We start from the raw sequence: 19,610 nt of genomic DNA on the forward strand, positions 1-19,610 counted from the left end.
CATCGGCGGCGTCGGCATCGGCCGCGCCGATCTCGACGAAACTGTAGGCCAGCGGGCGTCCGGCGCCACCGCGCACGGCGGCCGGCAGCCCGTCCATCAGGCCGGCGTCCCGCGCCAGCCGCTGCACCCACTCATCCAGCACCTCGATGGCCACCGGCTCATGCTGCAGCAGGGCCGGTCCCGCCGCCAGGGCATGCGCGAAACTGTCGAACGCCAGTACCACGAGCCGCTTGTGCACCAGCCGCGGCACGAGGCGCAGCCGCACCCGCGTCACCAGCCCGAGCGTGCCTTCGGCGCCGACGAACAGGCGCCACCATTCGAGCCGATCTGGCGCGGGCCGCGCGCGCTCGAGGTCGTAGCCGGTGAAGCGGCGGGGAATTGCGGGGACGCGGGCGAGCAGCGCCGCCCGGCCGCTGTCGCAGGCCGACGCGACCCGCTGCAGCAGCGGGGCGGCCCATTCCGGCGTCGGCGCAGAACTGTCCAGCATCCTGCCGCCGGCCAGCGCAACTTCGAGGCCGAGCACGTTGTCGCTTGTCTTGCCGTAGACGCGCGAGCCCTTGCCCGACGCGTCGGTGCCGACCATGCCGCCGATGGTGCAGCGGTTCGATGTCGAGGTGTCGGGCGCGAAGAACAGGCCGGTGCCGGCCAGGCGCGCATTGAGGTCGTCGAGGACGATGCCGGGCTCGACGTCGACCCAGCGCTCGGCGACGTTCACCTCCAGAATACGCGTCATGTAGCGCTGGAAATTGACGATCACGCCGGTGTTGAGGCTCTGCCCGTTGGTGCCGGTTCCCCCGCCGCGAGCCGTGACCGGCAGGCCGGCGTAGTCCGGGTGGTCGAGCAGCGCCAGCAGCGTTGCGACGTCGGCAGCGTCGCGCGGCGAGACCACCATTTCGGGGGTGATTTCGTAGACGCTGTTATCGGTCGAGGTGGCGGCCAGAGTGGCGCTGTCGGCGGCGATGTCCCCGCGGAACCCAGCCGAACGCAGGGCTGTGCCGAGGGCGCCGGCACGGTCCCGCGCAGGTGGGTTGGCTACTGGTCTCGACATGAGGTTCTCGGCGATGGGGGCAGTTTGGGTGCGGCGATTGAAGCACGCGCAACGATTTCGTAGAATTAGAATGAAATGAACCTTCATTCGCGAAATACGAACATCGGACTGCGCCACCTGCGGGCGGCGCTCATGGTCTGGGAGGAGCAGTCCTTCATCCGCGCCGCCAGCCGGCTGGGCGTCGTGCCTTCGGCCCTGACCGAAACCATCCGGCAGCTGGAGGAGGAAGCCGGGGTCGTCTTGTTCGATCGCCGGCTGCGCCCAATCGCGGCGACCGAGAGCGGCATCGAGTTCCTTGAGGAGGCGCGCGCGATCGTCGCCCGTTTCGATCTCGCCCTCGACGATCTGCGGCGGACTGGTGGCCTGCTGCGCGGCCGCGTGACGGTGGGTGCGGCGCCCTCGCTCGTCCTCAATTTCCTTGTGCCGGCCCTCGCCGAATTCCGTCGCCGGCACGCCGGGATCGACATCGTGGTGCATGACGATGTCGCCGAGCGCATCGGCGCGCTGGTGCTGGATCGGATCCTGGATTTCGGCATCGCCGCCCGCTGGCACGCCACCCCCGCGCTCAGCTACGAGCCGTTCGCCGGCGACCGCGTCGGGCTGGTCTGCCACCGCGCGCATCCGCTGGCGCAAGCCGGGCAGGTGCGCCTTGCCGATATCGATCCGGCACAGATCATCAGCCTGCAGCCGGAAACCGGCATCGCCAAGCTGTTGGCGGAATCCGGGCAGGTGCCGCCCGCCTTGCTCTCCGGCCGGCTGCGCGCCTACAGCACCATCTCGCAACTGACCCTGGTCTCGCAGGGCGCCGGGGTGGCGCTGATGCCCGCGTTCGCCGCATCGGTGATCCAGAGCGACGCGCTTACGGTGTGCCCGATCGCCGACCTCGACCTGACCCGGCAGCTGTTTCTGATCACGCGCAGCAAGGCGACACTGTCGACCGCCGCCGCCCGGCTTCTGGACCACGTGCGGAAATGCCGCGCCGCCGCCGGCTAGAGGTGGCGGAAGCTGGGCGGAAACAACGGCTCGGCCTCGCTGGGGCGGTAGTCGCGTTCGGCATAGGCCGCCTTCATGACGTCGAAATGCGCCTGCGCGCGCCGGCGCAGATCGGCCGCGTCCACGCCGGGAAGTTCCCCGTCCTCGACCACCGTGCGGCCGTTGACAACGACGGTGCGCACGTTCTCGCCGGTGCAATTCATCAGCAATGTGCGGATCGGATCGTCGACGGGGCCGACCCGCGGCGCATCGAGGTCGACGACGATCAGATCGGCGAGGCAGCCCGGCGCGAGCCGCCCGAGGTCGTCGCGGCGCAGCGCGGCGGCCCCACCCAGCGTCGCGGCGCGATAGAGATCGGCCGCCGCCCCGGCATCGAGCCGGCCGTCGATCCACCGGGCGAGGGTCGATCCGTATTCCATGTTGCGGATCATGTCGGGCGGATAGCTGTCCGTCCCGAGCGCCAGGGTGACGCCGGCACGCCGGTAGCGATCAAAGGATTCGAGCGCGCTGCCGTAGCGCAGCGACGTCATCGGGCAGTGCACGACGCTGACGCCGGCGCCGGCCAGCGTCTCCAATTCGCCGGCATAGGGGTGCGGATTGCGGCTGTGGCCGCCGATATAGATGCCATGCGCGATCAGCAGTTGCGTCTCGAGCAGGCCGGTGTCGGCCAGCAGCTGCACCGGCGTCTTGCCGTGCTGCGCCTGCAACAGCTGCAGCTCCAGCGTGCCCTGCAGGCAATGCACCCGCACCGGGCAGCCCAGCTCGCGCGCCGCCGCCGCCGTCGCCCGCATGATGTCGAGGCTCAGCGTTTCCAGCCGGCACGGCAGCAGGCAGGCACGGACCAGGTCGTCCTCGCTGCGCGAGAAGTCGCGGGCGAAGCGCACCGCCTCCTGGAAGCCCCGCTGCCCTTCGGCCTCGTCCCACAGGACGTCGCGGCGTCCGTCGGCGCGGGCCACGTTAACCCCGCAGCGATAGGACGGGCCCAGATAGGCGCGCAGCCCCAGGCGCCTCGCGAGAGCCGCCGCCGCCGCCATCTCGTCATAGGTTTCCGCCCAGGCGCTGTGGGTCTCGGCGGCGATCGACATCGCCGTGGTGATGCCGTTGCGCAGCAGCTGGCAGAAGGCGAACTCGCGCTTCACGTCGCGCTCGGCGGGCGAGAAGACATCGCGCCGCCGGTGACGGAAATAGTCCTCCGACCATTGCAGGCGCAGGAGGTTGGCCGGTGTCTGCCAGCAGTCGATGAGCGCGTGGTCGATGTCGGCCAGAGCGTCGAGATCGATGAAACCAGGCCCGACAATGGCGTTGCCGGCGTCGATGACCCGGTCGGCCGGGCCGTCATAGCCGCGCCCGACGAAGCGGATCCGCGCGTCCTCGTAGACCACCTCGCCATCGGCGATGATGGCGTGGTCCCCATCGGCATAGCCGATGACCCAGGCGGCCCTGACGAGCGTGATCACGACGCCTCCGGCCAGTGCATGCTGAGGGGGCGACTCATCGCAATTTCTCCCGCGTCCACTCGAGCATGGGCTGCAGCCGTTCCGCCGGCGAGGCCTGCCCGGCGTGCCGGCCGGCCGTCTCGGCACGTGCGGCGGCGCCGGCGAGGAAACCGAGCTCGGCGACCGCGAGCCCCGGAGCGTGCGCCTGCCACTCGGGCTCGAAGAGCGGCATGTCGAACTCGCCCCGGTGCAGATCGATCCAGCAGGCGGCGCCGGCAAACGACGCCAGCAGCACGGGCCAGTCGACCACCCCCTCGCCCATGGGGCACAGGACCCGCCGCACGCCCCGCCCGGTCCAGCGGATGTCGCAGTCGTCGAGATGCACCTGCCGGACATGGGGGGCGAGGCGCCGAGCCGCGGGGAGCGGCGCCTCGCCGCGCACCACGACGTTCACCGGATCGAATGCCACGCCGAGGACGTCGGGCCCGACGGCTTCGATCAGGGCGACGATTTCGGCACTGGTGATCTCCTCGTGCGTCTTGACCAGCAAGCTCATGCCGCGCTCGCGCAGCGCGGGCGCGAGTTCGCGCAGCACGGCGGCGACGTGGGCAAGCTGGTCGGCCCAGGCGAGGCCGGCGTAGAGGCGATCCTCGATGGTGCCGACGTAGAAATACGGCGTGCGCGCCCCGAGCAGGGCGGCCGCGTCCAGCAGGCGGAGCAGGCCGGCGCGCAAGTCGCCTCCCCCGGCGTCGACGATGCGCGCGACGCGCTCGGGCCGGGCCACGTTGAGACTGCCAAGGCCGCAGCCCAACGCCAGCCCAAGAGCATCGGCGTCCGCCTTGAACGCGGCCAGCTCGTCGCGGTCGAGGCCGGGGCTGATCTCGAACGGGGAACCGAACATCAGCCCGGACAGGCCCAGTCCCGCCGTCGCGGCAAGATCCGCGCGCGGGTCATGCCCGAAGCCCGGCACATTGCCGCGCACGAGACCGGTCATGCAGCGACGGCCCGCAGCGGCAGCCGCTGTGCCGCGCACACCTCGCGAATATGGGCGGCCGACTGCTCGATATAGGCGACCGCCTCATCGTAATGGAAGTTCTGTTCGGCCCACGCCGCCCAGCTCGGCCGGTCCATCATGCCCTCGGCCTGCATGCGCTGCCTGTAACGCTGCACCATGTCGAGATAGGCCGCGTATTCCTCCGCCGTGAGGTCGGGATGGGCCGCCAGCCAGTCGGGGTCGCTGATCTCCATGACGAGGCGGGCAAAGCGCCGCGGCCGGTCGGAGAAGGACTCGTAGTTCTCGATGGTCAGGTTGAGCTCGGGCCTCGCGGCCGCGAGGATCGGCAGGATCGCACCGAAGTCCACGACCCCCTTGCCGCAGGGCCGCATCTGGAAGTCGAGTATGTCACCGTCATAGGCCACCAGCGCATCCTTGACGTGGGTCTGGCGGACATAGGGGGCGACGCGCTTCGCCGCCCATACCGGGTGTTCGGCGCGCTGCAGGACATTGGCGGTATCGAAGACGATCCCGGTGACGTCGGGCCCGACGCTCTCGACCAGCCGCACCACCTCGAATGAGGTGATTTCCTCGTGCGTCTCGATATTGATGTGAATGCCCAAATCGCGGGCGATCGGCGCCAGCTTGCGCAGGAAGCTTTCGGTCGCGCGCAGCTGCTCGTCCCAGGAGACGTCGGTGCGGAACCGGTCATAGGCATAGCGGCCGACATAGGCGACCTTGTAGTTGGCAGTGCCGACCCACAGCTCCCGGCAATCGATCGCCGCGCAGGCCTCCATCATGCGGCGGAATCCGAGGACGATGTCGCCGTCCCCGATCTGGCGCAGTTCCGGCGCCTCCGGGGTGGCGTACGGGTTGACCTTGCCCAGGCCGGTCTCGAGATACATGTCGAGTTCGTCGGCGCGCTGTCTTATCGCCCGCAGATAGCCGCCATCCAGCGTCGGGCTCATGTCGAGGACGGTGCGGAAGAACAGCCCGTCCAGGCCCAGTTGCTTGCCATGATCAAGGCTGGCAACCGGCCCGCGCTTGGCCGCCTCCGGAATCTTGCGCCCGTCAACTCCAAGTCTCATGTCGTTCCTCCGGCAGCTATGCCTGTGTTGCGGGACTGTGTCGCCGGCTCGCCCGGTGGGCCCGCGCGACCTGCGGGTCGGGCGTCGGCACCGCCGCGATCAGGGCCCGGGTGTAGGGGTCCTGCGGCGCATCGAAGATGGCATTGCGGTCGCCGGTCTCGACGATCCGGCCCTTGTGCAGGACCACGATGGATTCGCACAGGTGCCGGACCACAGCGAGGTCATGGGCGACGAAGATGATTGCCAGGTTGAGCTGGCGCTGCAGATCCTGCAGCAGATTGATCACCTGAGCCTGCACCGACACGTCCAGCGCGGCCACGGGCTCGTCGCAGACCAGGATGCGCGGACCGATGACGAGGGCGCGCGCAATGGCGATGCGCTGGCGCTGTCCCCCCGAGAACGAGCGCGGGTAGCGGTCCATGTCCGCCGGGTTGAGGCCGACCATCTGCATCATCTCGGCGACGCGCTCGCGACGGGCCGCCGCCGTCGCGGCCAGCCTGTGCACCAGCAGGCCCTCGCCGATCAGTTCGCCGACGCTCATCCGCGGATTGAGGCTGCCATAGGGGTCCTGGAACACCATCTGGACTTCGCGCCGGAAGCGGCGGAGGTCGGCGCCCCGGGCCTGCACGACGTCGATGCCGTCATAGACGATCCGACCCTGCTCCGGCTTGATCAGCCGCAGCAGGCACTTGGCGATGGTGGACTTGCCCGAGCCGGATTCGCCGACCAGGCCGAGGGCGTCGCCCTGGTTCACCGACAGCGAGATGTCGTGCAGCACCTGGGTCGAGCTGCGGCGTCCCGTCTTGTACGACTTGTCGAGATGTTCGACCGATAGCAGCATGCTCAACGCTCGCCTGAACTGTAGAGGTGACACGCCACCCGGCCGGCGCCGGAGGGCACAAGCGCCGGCTGCCGCAGGGCGCATGGGGCGAATTTGTGGCCGCAGCGCGGATGGAAGGCGCAGCCTTCCGGGCGGGCGAAGATGGGCGGCGGCGCACCCGGTATGGCGAACAGCCGTTCGCTGACGCGATCGATCCGCGGCACCGCCTGGATCAATCCCTGCGTGTAGGGATGCTGCGGGGCGGCGAAGATGTCGTCGACCGCGGCATCCTCGACGATCCGGCCCGAATACATGACGATGACGCGGTCGGTGAAACCGGCGACGACCCCCAAATCGTGGGTGATGAACAGCACGGCGAGGCCGCGGCGCCGCGAGACGTCGTCGAGGACATCCAGCACCTGTTCCTGCACCCGCACGTCAAGGGCCGTGGTCGGCTCGTCGGCGATGAGCAGCTTGGGCTCGGCCACGATGGCCATTGCCAGCACCACGCGCTGCCGCATGCCGCCGGAGAACTCGTGCGGGTAGGAGTCGAGCCGCTCCGCCGCCCGGTCGACCCCCAGTTCATCGAGCGTCGCGAGGGCACGCTTGCGGGCCTGCTGCCGGTCGACGCCGCGGATGCGCAGCGTCTCGGCCACCTGGTCGCCGATGGTCATGAGCGGGTCGAGGAAGCTCATCGGGTCCTGGAACACCATGCCGATGGTGCCGCCGCGATAGCGGTTCATTTCCTTCTCGGACAGGCGCTGCAAATCGACGCCGTCGAAGGTCAGCTCGCCGGACAGCCTGGCCTTGCGGTCGAGGCGCATGAGGGCGCGGGCCGTCACCGACTTGCCGGACCCCGACTCCCCGACCAGGGCGACCCGCTCGCCGGCGCGGATGTCGAAATCCAGCCCGTCGACGATCCGCACGCTGTTCTTGCCGGCAAGCTGCATGTCCACGGTGAGGCCGCGCGCGGTGAGCAGCGGCCCGCCTGCGGCCGGCGTCGGGCCGGACGTGGCGAGGGAGCCGTGCAGGCCAAGTTGTGCCATCGTCATCTCAGACCTCCCGCAGCGAGGGATCGTTGCGAACCTGGATGATGTCGCCCAGCAGCCCGAAGGCGATCGAGGTGACCGCCACGGCCACGCCGGGTGCGACGACGGTCCACCATGCGGTCGCCACGTAGCTGCGCCCGGCGGCGATCATCGCCCCCCACTCGGCGCTGGGCGGCTGCGCGCCGACCCCGATGAAACTCAAGCCCGCAAGGACCAGCACCGTCGTGCTGACGTCGCCGGCCCATTTCACGATGAGCACGTCGAGGGAGTTGGGCAGGACGTGGCGCGTCATCAGGCGCCACTTGGAAACCCCGAGAACCTGGGCTCCCGACACGAACTGGGCCTCGCTGGTCTGCCGGATCACGGCCCGCAGGATGCGGGCCGTGATCGGCCAGCCGGTCAGCGACATGGCGATGATGGCCGATTGCAGGCTGGCGCCGAGAGCGGCGGCGAGCCCGAGCGCCACGATCATGCCCGGCAGCGCCATGCCAAGGTCGGTGATGCGCATCAGCGTCTCGTCGAGCCAGCGCGGTCCGGCGGCGGCGATCGTGGCCACGGCGACGCCGATCATGGAATAGAGCGTGACGACGAGCAGGGCCGACAGCAGCGTGGCGCGCGCGCCTACGACCACCCGCCAGAACACGTCGCGCCCCTGGTCGTCCGTACCCAGCCAGTGTTCGGCGCTCGGGGGCTGCAAGGCATTGAGGATGTCGGAGGTATAGACCGTGTCGGGGGCGAGCGCCGGGCCGACCGCCACCATCGCCCCGAGCAGCAGCAACAGTACCAGCACAAAGCTCTCGAGGGGCGAAAGCGCCAGGGCGCGGGTTGCCTTCGGGCGGGAGGTAACAGCCATCAGCTTCCCCTCAGTTTCCCAGTTGCGCCGCGCGCACGCGCGGGTCGACGACCAGTTGCAGCAGGTCGACGATCAGGTTGGCGATGCACACCACGGCACCGATGAAGATGACCGAGCCGAGCACGGCAAAGCTGTCCTTCTGTGCCACGGCATTGAACATGTAGGCCCCCACGCCCTTGCGGGCGAACACGGACTCGATCAGCACGGATGAGCCGACCATGGCGCCGAACTGCGTGCCCGCGAGCGCCAGCGTCGCCGTGACGCTGTTGGGCACGGCATGGCGCAGCAGCACGCGTCTGGCAGTCGCGCCCTTGGCCCGAACCGCCATCATGAAATCGCTGGTCAGCACCCCCAGCAGCGAGGCGCGCAGGGCGCGGAAGATCTGGGTGCTGAACAGGGCGGCCAGCGCCACCGCCGGCAGGGCGATGTGCCTGAGCGCGTCTCCCAGCGCCGCCCAGTCCAGCGCCAGCAGGGCATCGAGGGTTGCCGCACCGGTCGTGACCGGTGCGGCCATGCCATAGGCGTTGTGCCCGGAGATCGGCAGTAGCCGCCACACCGTGCCGAGCAGGTACTGCAGCATCAGGGCGAGCCAGAACACCGGCAGCCCGCCCAGGATCACAGCCATGAAGCGGCTGCTGCCGTCGAACGCGCCGCCGCGCTTGTTGGCCGCCACGATGGCGCTGGGCACGGCGACGGCGAGGTTGACCAGCATGGCGAACGACACCAGCTCGAGCGTGCTGGGAAACACGGCGACCAGGTCGTTCAACACCGGCTGGAAGGTGCTGGTCGACACGCCCAGATCGCCCTTCACGAGGCGGGAGAGGAACAGCAGGTACTGGACGATCACCGGAGCATCCAGTCCCAGCCGTTGCCGCGCCGCCTCGATCTGTTCGGGCGAGGCTTCCGCCCCGACCGCCATCTGGGCCTCGTCGCCCGGCAGCAACTTGATCATGAGGAAGACGAGACTGGCCAGACCCAACAGGGTCAGGAGGGTCTGGCCCAGGCGCATCAGCAGGAACCGTAGGATGGAGCGGACCGCCATCTCGTCACCTCACTTGTGCGATCAGGACTTCGGTGCAAGCCGGACGTCGGCGAGCGAGATCGACGAACTGGTCGGGCTCGCGACCGGAGCCTCCACCTTCTCGGGATAGTACACCGCCGGCTTCCTCAGCGTGTACATGTCGATCATCACGGCGTCGTCGTACAGGATCGTCTGCACCTGCTTGTAGATCTCGCAGCGACGGCTCTCGTCCGGTTCGGCCAGGGCCGCATCGAGGAGTGCGTCGACGTCCGGATTCGAATAGCCCGTGCGGTTGGTGCCGATCGCGTTCGAATGATAGCCCTTGACCAGCACGATGCCCGGATCGGGGAACTGCGCAAAATCCTCGAGCAGCATCATCTGCGGGATCATCTCCGGATCCTTGAGGCTGGCGAGGTAGTTCGGGAAGGCAATCGGCTCCAGTTCGAGCTGCACCCCCACGTCGCGCATATTGGACTGGAACAGCGTCGCTTCCTGCTTTTGCGCGTCGAACGCCGGCTGGAAGTTCATCTTGAGGGTGACCCCGTCAAGCGACAGTTCCGCAAGCGCCGCCTTGGCCGCCTCGAGGTCGCGCTTGGCGGCCGGCAGGTCGGGGCGGCAATTGAGCGGCGTCGGCAGCGGCCCGTTGGCGATCACGCCGTTGTTGCCGCGGATGCTGGCCAGCCCGCCCTCATAGTCGTAGACGAGCCGCAGGGCCCGGCGCAGGCGCTTGTCGGCGGTCGGCCCAACGCGTGTATTGAACAGGATCTCGGTCTGCACCGGGCTTTGCAGCAGGGCCACCTTCAGCGCCGGATTGGAGGCCAGCGCCGCCGCGTCGCGGTCGGCCATGGCAAGTCCGATGTCGATATTGCCGGCCAGCAGTTCGTCGCGGCGGGTCGCCCCCTCGTCGATGCGGCGATACACCAGCGCCTCGGGGCGGCGCTCGACCTGCTCCCAGTAGCCATCGAAGCGCGAGAAGCTGACGTCCTGCGCCGTGATGCCGTCGAGGACGTAGGGACCGCTGCCGGCGTCGTTGCCCTGCAGCCAGCCCTGGCCGTCGTCGGCGCCGAGATTGGCCTCCACCAGTGCGGAGTTGAGGATGTAGATCTTGCTCAGCGAGCCGAGGAACAGCGAATACGGCTTGTTGAGGTTGATGGTCAGATGGGTGTCGTCGACCACCGTCGTCGATTCATAGCCCTCGATCAGCGAAGCGACGCCCGCCCCGAGCCGCTTGAGGCGGTCGAGCGTGTAGGCGACGTCCTTGGCCGTGAGGGGCGTCCCGTCGTGGAACTTCACGTCGGAGCGCAGGGTCATCGTGATCGACTTCACGTCGGGCGCGAGGGAAAATTCGGTCGCGAGACGCCCGACCAGCTTGCGCTCTGCGTCGTAGGTCACCAGCGTGTCGTAGACGGCGCTGGCGATCAGATTGGTCTGCGAGTAGTCGGCACGCATCGGATCGAGCGTGTTGATCTGCCCGGCCATGGCGACGATCACGGTGCTGGCGCGATCGGCCGCCGCGGCGCCGCCGGCCCAGCCGGTCGCCAGGGCGACCGTCAGCAGGGCGGTTGCCGCCAGCCTGCCCGGCCGGAACCGCAAGGATTTCAGTTGTTGCATTGGTAGTCCTCCCTTTTCAATGGAATGGGCTATGAGTTCGTATGCAATTCGGTCCCAGGCGACGGGACCGCAGGCCGCTGCGGCTTGCTCGCGGCAAACAACGACCCCCAGCGCGGCGCGGACGCAGCGGTGTCGAAGCCCAGTTCGCGCAGGATGCGCCAAACCGGGGCGGACACGGAATCGTATACGGGGATACCGAGTTCGGCCTCGAGCGGCGCACAGAGCGGCGCGCCCAGCATGTTGGTGCAGTAGAACACGATGGCGTCCGGCCGCGCCGCAGCGACCTGCCGCGCCATCTCGGCGAGCCGGCCGGCATCGAGCGTCGAATAGGCATAGTTGTCCACCAGCCCGGCGCCGGCGGTCGCCACCACCTCATAGCCGGCGGCCCGCCAGCCACCCGTGAGCCGCTCCAGGAACTCCGGCGCATAAGGCGTCACGAAAGCCACGCGGAAGGCATGCGCGGCGCGCAGCACGTCATCGAGAACGAGCGTCGACGTGTACATGCCCCGCCCGCTTTCGGCCGCAACCCGGCTGCACAGCTCGCGGTCCAGTTCGAATCCGATCGCGCCTCCCTTTGTGCCGTTCCAGCACAGCAGGTCGAGATGGGCGTGCGCCAGCAGCCGGGCGGCATCGCGCATTCCGTCCCAGTCATAGCTGTGCGGAAAGCGGTCGGTGCTGCCGAAGTAAGACAAGCGCGCAAAATGCGCCGAGACTTGGGCGTAATCGGCCACGATCGCCTGCGTCACCTGCTCGACGATCACGTTCGATGAGGGCGTAATCGTTCCGAACCGCCTCATGCCGTCTCTCCCACGACCCGCGCCCGATACCGGCCCTTGACCGGGTAGGCGAGCGCGCCAACTTCGTTCCTTTATGCTTATCAAAAATCCAAAGCTTTGCAATCATGCATACGCAAAAAAATACGCATTGACAGAAAAACGTATCCACTGCTACGCAAATCATGCCTTGGCCCGCGGCGCGAAAACGATGGGCCCGCCGCCTGTCAACGGGGGACTGCAATGCCGTGCCGGCCAAGACTGCTCGTGATCAATCCCAACACCTCCCCCGTGGTCACCCAGACCATTGACGCCTTGGCGCGCGAGGTGGCCGGCGAGGCTGCAGAGGTGACGACGGTCACCGCCGCCTTCGGCTACTCCTACCTGATGTCGCGCGCCGCAACCTCGATCGCGGCCCACGCCGTCCTCGATGGCGCCGCCCGCGCCCTGGCCGGCGGGCTCCGGCCGGATGCCGCGGTGATCGGCTGCTTCGGAGACCCGGGGCTCGAGGCGCTGGTCGAACTCCTCGACCTGCCGGTGACCGGGTTCGCCGAGGCCGGACTGCTCGCCGCCGCCGCGCTCCCGGGCAAATACACCATCGCTGTCTCGGGCAGCGCCTGGTGCGCCATGCTCGGGGAGCTGGTCGACCGCCTGGGCATTGCCGGCAATGTCGCGGCCATCGTGCCGATCGACGGCCACGAAGCGGATCCCGCAGCGCTGGCCGCGTTCGTGACTCGGCAGGCCGAGGCGACGGGCGCCGAGCGCGTCGTGCTGGGCGGCGCCGGCCTGATCCCCATCGTCCCGGCCGTGGTCGCCGCCGCCCGCGTCCCCGTCATCGATCCGCACCGCGAAGCCATCCGCAAGGCCCTGCGCCTGGTTCAGGCGGGGCGCGGGCCCGCCTCCGCCCCGCGCCCGCCCGAACGCCACCGCACCGTCGGGCTGTCGCCCGCACTGACGCAATTGTTGAACGGCGAACATCACGCCCCCCTGCAACCCTGAGGCCCGCCATGAGCGATCACGACAGCATCCCAGTGCGCGGGGTCGCGCATGTTGAGGGGCGCCATTCGGTCAGCCCCTTCAATTTCCGCCCGGAGATCACGGAGCAGTTCCACTTCCCCGAGCCGCTGGCGCTGATCGACAGCACCATCCGCAAGGTCATCTACACGGCGGGGCTGACCACCGGCATCCCCGAACTGCTGCAGATCGGGGAAATCCTGCAGGAGATCGGCGTCAAGGACGAAAGCCTCAACGTCTGGTGGTGGGGCGCCGACGAGCCGAACCCGGTCGAATGGGAGACGGTCCGTGCCTTCGCCAAGGCCGGCTTCGATTTCCACATCAACGTCTTTACCGACACGTTGGTGGGCAACGGCGTCGTGCCCTCGACCAGGATGCGGCGCACCGTGGACATGCTGGCGGAGGCCGGCATCAAGACCATCAATCCCGGCCTCATCGAGCCGCCGGACGCGGCGGCGGCGCAGCGGCAGGCCGACGAGTTCTTCGCCTTCGGCGACTACGCCAGGGCCCAGGGACTCGAATGGACGCTGACCATCGCGCATTGCGGCCGCCGCGACTTCGACAAGATGATCGCCGGCAGCAATGTGGCCATCGCCGCCGGCGCGCGGCGGCTCGACCCCATGGATTCGACCAGCACCCTGTCGCCCGAAGCGATGAAGCTGTTCGTACGCACCTTCCGCTCGCTGCTGGTCAAGCCCGTGCCCATGACGATGCACACGCACGATGATTTCGGCATGGCCGCCGCCACGACGGTAGCGGCCGTGACCGCGGGCGCGTCGCCCGACGTGGCGCTGAACGGGGTCTCCTACCGCTCCGGTTTTGCTGCCCTGGAAGAAGTCGTGCTGGCCCTCGACGTGCTCTACGGACTCGACACCGGGATCAGGCTGGAAAAGCTGCAATGGGCCGCCGACCGGCTCGCCAGGCTGATGGACATGCCCATCCATCCCCTCAAGCCGGTGATCGGCGCGCATCAGTTCCTGCGCGACAACCCCAACGAGATCGCCCGGCTGCACGGCGATGCCCGCGACCTCTTCCCCGCCTTCGGCTGCAGCATCGATCCGGCGCTCGTGGGCAGCGAGTTGCGCTGGGTGTGGGGCCAGCAGGGCACCGAGCACGCGGTGCGGGCCGTGGCCCTCAGCCTCGGGCTCACCCCGACCGCTGCACAGGTCACGGCAATGCGGGCGGAACTCGACCGCCGCCGCGACGCCCGGCCCGGCTATCCCAAGTGGGTCGAGGCCGACGAGGTGAGGGACGTGCTGCTGGCGATCGGCACGGTGGGTTGAGGCATAGATGCCCAACCCCGTCCCGAAATCCCGCGGAGAGAAGGGCAAGACCCGCGTGGAAACCATCTACGGCGTGTTGTTCCAGGCGATCTTCGCGCAGGAACTCAGGCCGGGGACGAAGCTGAGCGAGGACGAGATCGGGGCCGTCTTCAATGTCAGCCGCACGATCGTGCGTGCGGCGCTCAATCGGCTGCACTCGGAAGCGCTGGTCGAGTTCAAGCAGAACCGGGGAGCCTTCGTCGCCAGCCCCACCACTCAGGAGGCCCGCGAGGTCTTCGATGCCCGGCTCTGCATCGAGCGCGAGGTGATGACGCGGCTGGCGCCGGTCGTCGACGACACGCAACTGCAGCTGCTCGAGGAGCACATCGAGCGTGAGGAACTGGCCATCAATGCCGGCCAGCTCGCCGAATCCATCCAGCTGTCGGGCAAGTTCCACCTGCTCGCCGCCCGGATGGCCGGCAACGACGTCCTGCTCTCATTCCTGCGCTCGCTGACCTCCCGCTCCTCGCTGATCCTGGCGCTGCACAGCGCCCGCCACGAATCCGACTGCAGCGTCGACGAGCATGTGGAGATCGTCGCAGCCCTGCGCACGCACGACGCCGAGGCGGCATCCCGCGCCATGAGCAAGCACCTTGGACACGTGCTCCAGCGCGCCCGCCTCGACGGCAACGAGGATGCCGGACGCACCATCGGCGAGATCCTGTCGCATTTCGGCTGATCGTTCGGCTTTGCGGCGGGGCCGACCCGCCGCTATCGCTCGTCCGCCGCCCGGCCCTTGCCGGCGCGCCCGAGCAGGGCCCAGAGGATCTCCCGCACGCCGCCCGCACTCTGCCCGCGATCCGACAGCCCCGTCTCGGGAAATTCCCCTTGCGTCGGCGCGCGATAGGTGCCGAAGACGATGTCGATCACCGGAAACAGGGCGGCAAAATTGCAGTTGTAGTACTGGGGCGCCCTGGCGTGATGCAGCCGGTGCCATTGCGGCCCGGCGATGACGGCGGTCAGCGGGCCGTGCGACCAGCGCAGATTGGCGTGGATGTAGAATCCCCAGCCCTGCAGGAACACCCAGGCGGCATAGGGATGCAGGATGGAGTGGCCGGCGATCGCCACGATCGGCAGGGTGACGAGAAACGTCGTCGCGATGTGGTGCCAAAGCGTGTTGCGCAACGCATCGGACGCATTGAGCACCTCGCTGTCATGGTGCAGCGCATGCATCGGCCACAGTCGCGGGACGACGTGCTGAAGCCGGTGATACCAGTATTGCAGCAGGTCCCAGATCACCAGGTACAGCAACGAGCCGAGGATCCACTCGACCCACCCCCGGGGGGCCCAGCCGGGAACCAGGGCTGCCTCGATACCGATCCAGCGCCGCAAGTGTCCCGAGACGCTTCCCAGGTCCAGCAGCAAGGTGGTGGTCAGCGCGGCGATGACGGCAAGCCCGAAATTGTAGAGCTGTTCCTGCCGCGTCGTCTGTTCGCCGGCAGGCCACCGGCGCTCCAGCTGCCGCAGCACGACGACGAGGCCCGCATACCAGGCAAAGTGCAGGACCATCGTGACGAGGGCTGACATGTCGATCCCCGGCTCGGCCGTCCGCGCCGGTTCCACCGCCAGCCGGAGGGCCGTCAATTCGCGCTACCACCGGGCGTGCCGGAATACCAAGAAATACGTAGTTTTCAAGTGGCGGCCCATTGTCCGGCCCCGGTGCTGTTGTATTATGAGCACACATCCACCAGGGGACCGCATTGAGCCATATCGACACTTTTGTACTCGCAAGCCCGGACATTGCCTCCGAGGAATTTGACGGCGAGTTTGTCGTGCTTGATCTTGGCAGCGGCAGGTATTTCAGCCTGTCGGGTCTGGCGGCCGTGGTCTGGCGTGGGCTCGTCGACGGCCACCCGGTCTCCATGCTGACCGCCGGCCTAGCGGCAGGAGACGAGCGGATCGCACTCGTGACGCAGGCGGCCAATGCCCTGGTCGGGCACGGTTTGCTGCGCCCGAGCACCTCACCCTCCGCCGCGCCCCCGACGGAGACGCTGCCGGCAGCTCTCGCCGCCGCGGAACCGGTGCTGCGCATCGAGGTCTTCGACGATTTGGCGGACCTGCTCGTGGCGGATCCGATTCACGACGTCGACGACAAGGCGGGGTGGCCGCACCGGCCCGCACCCGCCGAGCCCGTCGACTAGACGCACGGTCGTGCTCATCGAGGACACAAGCGCTGCCGATTTCGCGCGGACCCTGCTCCCGGTATCGGAAGGCGGCCCCGTCGGCGAGAAGCGGGTCTTCAACCTGCCCCGGCTGCGCATCAGCACGACCATCGACAGCGTCGGCTATGCCGCCTTGTGCCGGCGCGCGCTCGTCGACGACGGCACCCCCGAGGGCGACGACCGGCACGTCCTCCGGCTGGCGGTCATCGATCGCCGCGGCCGACCCGATTTGCCGCGCCCGCGCTGGAGCGGCCCCACCTTCAGCCTGGGCCGGCTCATCGATGCGCTGGAACGCGAGGGGCTTGCCGGCTCCTACGACGTGGACCACGACATCTGGCAGGTCTTCGACCCTGCCGCCGGCCGCGGCGTGCAGCTCCTGGCGGAGCCGGGGCGGTTTCCGCCCTGGGAGGCATCCTTCCCGCTGCGCAACTTCCTGCACTGGGGCTACCACGCGATCGGGCTACGGCTGATCCATGCCGGCACGCTCGGCATCGGTACGAAGGGTGTGCTGCTCGTCGGATCCGGCGGGTCGGGAAAGTCCGGCACCACTCTCGCCGGCGTGCTGGCCGGGCTGACGAGTGCCGGCGACGACTATGTCGCCGTCGATGCCGCATCGGCGGGCCCGCGGGCCTATGCCGTGAGCCGGCTGGTGAAGCAGGATGGCCCCGGTCTCGCCCGACTGGGCGTGGATCCGCTGGAGCGGGGATTCGGGGCGCCCAACTGGCAGGGCAAATACGAGATCGCACTGGCCGGGCTCCACCCGGGGGCCCTCGCCCCCGTGCTGCAGCTCAGGGCCATCCTGCTGCCGCGGGTGACCGGGGAGCGCCGGTCGCACCTGCGTCCGGCAACGGCGCACGAGGCCATGATGGCCTGCGCCCCGAGCACCCTGCGGCAGCTGCCCGGCAGCTGGAAGCAGGGCCTCGCCACCAGCGCCAGTCTGGCCAGGTCGCTGCCGGCCTACCACCTCGCGCTCGGCAGCGACGGCCGGGAGGTTGCCGACTGCGTGGCCGATTTCATCGCGAGGGCATGATGGTAAAGCTGGCCGTGATGATGGCGGCCTATAACGCCGCCCCCTATGTCGGGGATGCGCTCGCCTCCCTGCTGCGCCAACGCGATGCGGCGCGTCTCGACATCATCGTCGTCAACGACGGCTCCACCGACGGGACCGGCGAGATCGTGCGGGCCCTGGCGCTGCACGCCCCCGAGATCCGCCTGATCGATACACGCAACGGGGGCGTGACCCGGGCCCGCAACGTCGCCCTCGCGGCACTCGCCGACGACACCGACCTCGTGACCTTCCTCGATGCCGACGACCTGTCGCCGCCCGGCCGCCTGGCGCGCGACCTCGAGCGCTTCCGCCGCGATCCCCGGCTGCAGGTGCTCTACGGCACCACCCGCCTGTTCCGGCAAACCGGCGAAGACCGCTTCGCGCCCGACCCGGGCGGGCCGAGCATGGACGTGCGCGGCGTGCAACTGGCCGCCGGACTCTACGCGTGCCGCCTCATCCGCGAGGTGGGGTGGTTCGACACCAGTTTCCAGCAGGCGGAGGACATGGACTTCCTGCTGCGCATGTTCGAGTTGGCGCCCCGCCACGAAGTGACCGAGGAAATCTGCCTCTATTATCGCCGGCACGCCACCAACATCACCCGCGAGGCTGAAACCCTGCGCCGCGATTTTTCGAGGGCGCTGCTGAAGTCCATGCAGCGCCGCCGGCAACACGGCGGCGCGCCGCCGCCCCCCGGCCTGTTCGACGCCAAGAGCTTCGCTGAGGGCATCGACTGGTGATGAGCGAGCGCTATACCGCGGTGATCCCGGCCTACAATGCCGCCGCGACGATCGCGGTCGCGGTGCGCTCGGTGCTGGCGCAGTCCGTGCCCCCAGCGACGGTGATTATCGTCGATGATGGCTCGACCGACGAAACGGGCGCGATCGCGGCCCGGCTGGACGGGCCGGTCCGGGTCATTCGCCAGGACAATGCCGGTCCGGGATCGGCGACGACCACGGGTTTCGCACAGGTCGACACGCCGCTTGTCGCCACCCTCGACGCCGACGACCTGTGGCTGCCCGAAAAGCTGGCGGCCCAACTCGCCGCCCTCGGCGCCGATTCCGGGCTGGCGGCGGTCTTCGGCCGCATCGCCACGTTCAGGGAAGACCCGGCGCTGGCCGAATTCGGGGCCGCCTATGACGGCTGGTCGCGCACGACCATGCTGGCCAGGGTCGATGCCGTGCAGCAGACCGGCCCCATGTGCGATCCGCCCGGCAAGGTGGGCGAAATGATCGACTGGCTGGCGCGCATGCGCGAGACCGGGTGGCGGCTGGCGATGCTGCCGCAGGTGGTGGCGCTGCGGCGCATCCACCCCGGCAGCCTGACCTATGGCAGGGTTTCGCGGCTTGCGCCGTCCTATCTGCAGGTCGTGCGCGCGGCCATGGAACGGCGTCGGTCGCGGCCGGGGGGCGAGTGATGCGCACCTGGGCACCGGACCCGGCAGCCCGGTTTCCGGCCTATGCCTGGGCCTGGCCGCAGGGCGGCCTGCACGCGCTGCTCTCTGCGGCCATCCTCGCCGATCTCGAGGAGGCGGCCGGGGCCTTCCGGCGATGGCGCGCCGACCACGATCTGATCGCCGACGTGGGCTTCGCCGAGCAGCGGCTGCTGGTGGCGATTTCGGCTCGCCTGCCACCGGCGCTGCTGTCGGGGTCCGAGCGTGCCCTGCTCTCGGGCCTCGAGCGCATGCTGTGGAGCCACTCGACCGTCGCGCTCCGCGCGGCGGCGCCGGCGCTGCGGCTGCTGGGCGAGGCCGGGATCGAGCTGATGGTGTTCAAGGGCGCCGCCCGTGCGGCCGTGGACATGCGCGCCTTGCGGGGTCGCTACGCGAGCGAGATCGACCTGCTCGTGCGCCGCAACGACTTTGCGCGCGCCCTGGACCTGCTCGCCGCGGCGGGCTGGCAGGGCGGCGGTGGCCGGGCGCAGCTGAACGGGGTGACCGGGATCAACCTCAAGGACGGCGGCAAGGGGGAAATCGACCTGCACAAATACCCCTACCACCAGCCCGTCGCGAGCGACGGCGACGGAGCCGGACTGTGGGCGCGATCGCGCGAGCATGTCTTCCTCGGGCAGCGTGTGCGCGTTCCCTCGCCCACCGACCGCCTCGTCCTTGCCATCGCCCATGGCGGCATCGACGCCCACAAGCACAGCGACTGGCTGGTTGATGCGGCCTTGCTCGCGCGGACGGGGGAGGTGGACTGGCCGCTGTTCGAGTTGCTGTGCCGCGAGCGCGGCATAGTTGCGCACGCGGCGATCGCCCTGGGCTACCTCCATCACCGCCTCGCGGTGCCGGTCCCCGCCCCGGTCATGACGCAGCTGGAAGCGGGCGGCCGGCAGTCCACGCTCCGGCTCTGGGCGGCCTTGCTGCAGGCCCGCCCGAAGCG

The 19,610-nt window shown here is 69.1% G+C and carries 20 protein-coding genes; 9 read left to right on the top strand and 11 right to left on the bottom strand.

The features are described 5' to 3' along the window. Positions 1 to 1,048, bottom strand: a 1,048-nt coding sequence (locus tag VGD93_RS05285; RefSeq protein WP_395009910.1) for an FAD-binding oxidoreductase, incomplete at its 3' end; no start/stop codon positions are given. Between the two features lie 75 nt (positions 1,049 to 1,123). Between VGD93_RS05285 and VGD93_RS05290 the strand changes: the two genes are divergently transcribed. Next, entirely contained in the window at positions 1,124 to 2,041 is a 918-nt protein-coding gene (locus VGD93_RS05290) for a LysR family transcriptional regulator (protein ID WP_395009912.1), read from the top strand. Here the strand turns inward: VGD93_RS05290 and VGD93_RS05295 are convergent. Genes VGD93_RS05295 through VGD93_RS05335 form a run of 9 tightly spaced genes read right to left on the bottom strand, consistent with a single transcriptional unit; the run spans position 2,038 to position 11,710 of the window. Beyond that, positions 2,038 to 3,498: a chlorohydrolase family protein gene (locus VGD93_RS05295; RefSeq protein ID WP_395009914.1), complete on the bottom strand. Its 1,461-nt coding sequence runs from the start codon at positions 3,496 to 3,498 to the stop codon at positions 2,038 to 2,040. The genes VGD93_RS05290 and VGD93_RS05295 overlap by 4 nt on opposite strands. Positions 3,499 to 3,532: 34 nt before the next feature. Further along, on the bottom strand, positions 3,533 to 4,471 hold the full coding sequence (locus VGD93_RS05300) for a sugar phosphate isomerase/epimerase family protein (protein WP_395009917.1): 939 nt from the start codon (positions 4,469 to 4,471) through the stop codon (positions 3,533 to 3,535). Continuing rightward, entirely contained in the window at positions 4,468 to 5,559 is a 1,092-nt protein-coding gene (locus VGD93_RS05305) for a sugar phosphate isomerase/epimerase family protein (RefSeq protein ID WP_395009919.1), read from the bottom strand. The genes VGD93_RS05300 and VGD93_RS05305 overlap by 4 nt, the downstream gene beginning before the upstream one ends. A gap of 16 nt (positions 5,560 to 5,575) precedes the next feature. Beyond that, positions 5,576 to 6,400 carry an ATP-binding cassette domain-containing protein gene (locus tag VGD93_RS05310; protein ID WP_395009921.1) on the bottom strand — a complete coding sequence of 275 codons (825 nt, stop codon included), beginning with the start codon at positions 6,398 to 6,400 and terminating at the stop codon, positions 5,576 to 5,578. Positions 6,401 to 6,402: 2 nt separating this feature from the next. Beyond that, positions 6,403 to 7,431 carry an ABC transporter ATP-binding protein gene (locus VGD93_RS05315; RefSeq protein WP_395009923.1) on the bottom strand — a complete coding sequence of 343 codons (1,029 nt, stop codon included), beginning with the start codon at positions 7,429 to 7,431 and terminating at the stop codon, positions 6,403 to 6,405. A gap of 1 nt (position 7,432) precedes the next feature. Continuing rightward, positions 7,433 to 8,281: an ABC transporter permease gene (locus VGD93_RS05320; RefSeq protein ID WP_395009926.1), complete on the bottom strand. Its 849-nt coding sequence runs from the start codon at positions 8,279 to 8,281 to the stop codon at positions 7,433 to 7,435. 10 nt (positions 8,282 to 8,291) lie between these two features. Next, positions 8,292 to 9,323: an ABC transporter permease gene (locus tag VGD93_RS05325; RefSeq protein ID WP_395009928.1), complete on the bottom strand. Its 1,032-nt coding sequence runs from the start codon at positions 9,321 to 9,323 to the stop codon at positions 8,292 to 8,294. A gap of 21 nt (positions 9,324 to 9,344) precedes the next feature. Continuing rightward, on the bottom strand, positions 9,345 to 10,913 hold the full coding sequence (locus VGD93_RS05330; protein ID WP_395009930.1) for an ABC transporter substrate-binding protein: 1,569 nt from the start codon (positions 10,911 to 10,913) through the stop codon (positions 9,345 to 9,347). Positions 10,914 to 10,942: 29 nt separating this feature from the next. Continuing rightward, positions 10,943 to 11,710, bottom strand: a complete 768-nt coding sequence (locus VGD93_RS05335) for a maleate cis-trans isomerase family protein (RefSeq protein WP_395009931.1) — start codon at positions 11,708 to 11,710, stop codon at positions 10,943 to 10,945. Positions 11,711 to 11,953: 243 nt separating this feature from the next. On the opposite strand from VGD93_RS05335, the gene VGD93_RS05340 reads away from it, so the two are divergent. The 3 genes from VGD93_RS05340 to VGD93_RS05350 are packed head-to-tail and all read left to right on the top strand — an operon-like array spanning position 11,954 to position 14,701. Then, entirely contained in the window at positions 11,954 to 12,685 is a 732-nt protein-coding gene (locus tag VGD93_RS05340) for an aspartate/glutamate racemase family protein (RefSeq protein ID WP_395009933.1), read from the top strand. An 8-nt stretch (positions 12,686 to 12,693) separates the two neighbouring features. Then, positions 12,694 to 13,983 carry a hypothetical protein gene (locus VGD93_RS05345; protein ID WP_395009936.1) on the top strand — a complete coding sequence of 430 codons (1,290 nt, stop codon included), beginning with the start codon at positions 12,694 to 12,696 and terminating at the stop codon, positions 13,981 to 13,983. Between the two features lie 7 nt (positions 13,984 to 13,990). Further along, on the top strand, positions 13,991 to 14,701 hold the full coding sequence (locus tag VGD93_RS05350) for a GntR family transcriptional regulator (protein ID WP_395009938.1): 711 nt from the start codon (positions 13,991 to 13,993) through the stop codon (positions 14,699 to 14,701). A 32-nt stretch (positions 14,702 to 14,733) separates the two neighbouring features. On the opposite strand, the gene VGD93_RS05355 is transcribed toward VGD93_RS05350, so the two are convergent. Further along, positions 14,734 to 15,549 carry a sterol desaturase family protein gene (locus VGD93_RS05355; protein WP_395009940.1) on the bottom strand — a complete coding sequence of 272 codons (816 nt, stop codon included), beginning with the start codon at positions 15,547 to 15,549 and terminating at the stop codon, positions 14,734 to 14,736. A gap of 173 nt (positions 15,550 to 15,722) precedes the next feature. Here VGD93_RS05355 and VGD93_RS05360 point away from each other — a divergent pair, with 173 nt between their 5' ends. The 5 genes from VGD93_RS05360 to VGD93_RS05380 all read left to right on the top strand — a co-directional run. After that, positions 15,723 to 16,163 (top strand): PqqD family protein, encoded by a 441-nt coding sequence (locus VGD93_RS05360; protein WP_395009942.1) that lies wholly within the window; start codon positions 15,723 to 15,725, stop codon positions 16,161 to 16,163. Between the two features lie 10 nt (positions 16,164 to 16,173). Beyond that, positions 16,174 to 17,214 (top strand): serine kinase, encoded by a 1,041-nt coding sequence (locus VGD93_RS05365; protein ID WP_395009944.1) that lies wholly within the window; start codon positions 16,174 to 16,176, stop codon positions 17,212 to 17,214. Next, positions 17,211 to 17,969 (top strand): glycosyltransferase family 2 protein, encoded by a 759-nt coding sequence (locus tag VGD93_RS05370; RefSeq protein WP_395009946.1) that lies wholly within the window; start codon positions 17,211 to 17,213, stop codon positions 17,967 to 17,969. The genes VGD93_RS05365 and VGD93_RS05370 overlap by 4 nt, the downstream gene beginning before the upstream one ends. Continuing rightward, entirely contained in the window at positions 17,969 to 18,646 is a 678-nt protein-coding gene (locus tag VGD93_RS05375) for a glycosyltransferase family 2 protein (protein WP_395009947.1), read from the top strand. The genes VGD93_RS05370 and VGD93_RS05375 overlap by 1 nt, the downstream gene beginning before the upstream one ends. Next, on the top strand, positions 18,646 to 19,610 hold a 965-nt coding region (locus VGD93_RS05380; protein ID WP_395009949.1), incomplete at its 3' end, for a nucleotidyltransferase family protein. The genes VGD93_RS05375 and VGD93_RS05380, both read left to right, overlap by 1 nt.

It is taken from the genome of Devosia sp., from assembly GCF_036406155.1.
Classification (GTDB): domain Bacteria; phylum Pseudomonadota; class Alphaproteobacteria; order Rhizobiales; family Devosiaceae; genus Devosia_A.

Excerpts from the sequence above, each read along its gene's own strand:
- VGD93_RS05350 (WP_395009938.1), top strand. The coding sequence starts at position 13,991 with ATGCCCAACCCCGTCCCGAAATCCCGCGGAGAGAAGGGCAAGACCCGC.
- VGD93_RS05305 (WP_395009919.1), bottom strand. The coding sequence starts at position 5,559 with ATGAGACTTGGAGTTGACGGGCGCAAGATTCCGGAGGCGGCCAAGCGC.
- VGD93_RS05320 (WP_395009926.1), bottom strand. The coding sequence starts at position 8,281 with ATGGCTGTTACCTCCCGCCCGAAGGCAACCCGCGCCCTGGCGCTTTCG.
- VGD93_RS05370 (WP_395009946.1), top strand. The coding sequence starts at position 17,211 with ATGATGGTAAAGCTGGCCGTGATGATGGCGGCCTATAACGCCGCCCCC.
- VGD93_RS05335 (WP_395009931.1), bottom strand. The coding sequence starts at position 11,710 with ATGAGGCGGTTCGGAACGATTACGCCCTCATCGAACGTGATCGTCGAG.
- VGD93_RS05315 (WP_395009923.1), bottom strand. The coding sequence starts at position 7,431 with ATGACGATGGCACAACTTGGCCTGCACGGCTCCCTCGCCACGTCCGGC.
- VGD93_RS05345 (WP_395009936.1), top strand. The coding sequence starts at position 12,694 with ATGAGCGATCACGACAGCATCCCAGTGCGCGGGGTCGCGCATGTTGAG.
- VGD93_RS05300 (WP_395009917.1), bottom strand. The coding sequence starts at position 4,471 with ATGACCGGTCTCGTGCGCGGCAATGTGCCGGGCTTCGGGCATGACCCG.
- VGD93_RS05355 (WP_395009940.1), bottom strand. The coding sequence starts at position 15,549 with ATGTCAGCCCTCGTCACGATGGTCCTGCACTTTGCCTGGTATGCGGGC.
- VGD93_RS05375 (WP_395009947.1), top strand. The coding sequence starts at position 17,969 with ATGAGCGAGCGCTATACCGCGGTGATCCCGGCCTACAATGCCGCCGCG.
- VGD93_RS05310 (WP_395009921.1), bottom strand. The coding sequence starts at position 6,400 with ATGCTGCTATCGGTCGAACATCTCGACAAGTCGTACAAGACGGGACGC.
- VGD93_RS05290 (WP_395009912.1), top strand. The coding sequence starts at position 1,124 with ATGAACCTTCATTCGCGAAATACGAACATCGGACTGCGCCACCTGCGG.
- VGD93_RS05325 (WP_395009928.1), bottom strand. The coding sequence starts at position 9,323 with ATGGCGGTCCGCTCCATCCTACGGTTCCTGCTGATGCGCCTGGGCCAG.
- VGD93_RS05330 (WP_395009930.1), bottom strand. The coding sequence starts at position 10,913 with ATGCAACAACTGAAATCCTTGCGGTTCCGGCCGGGCAGGCTGGCGGCA.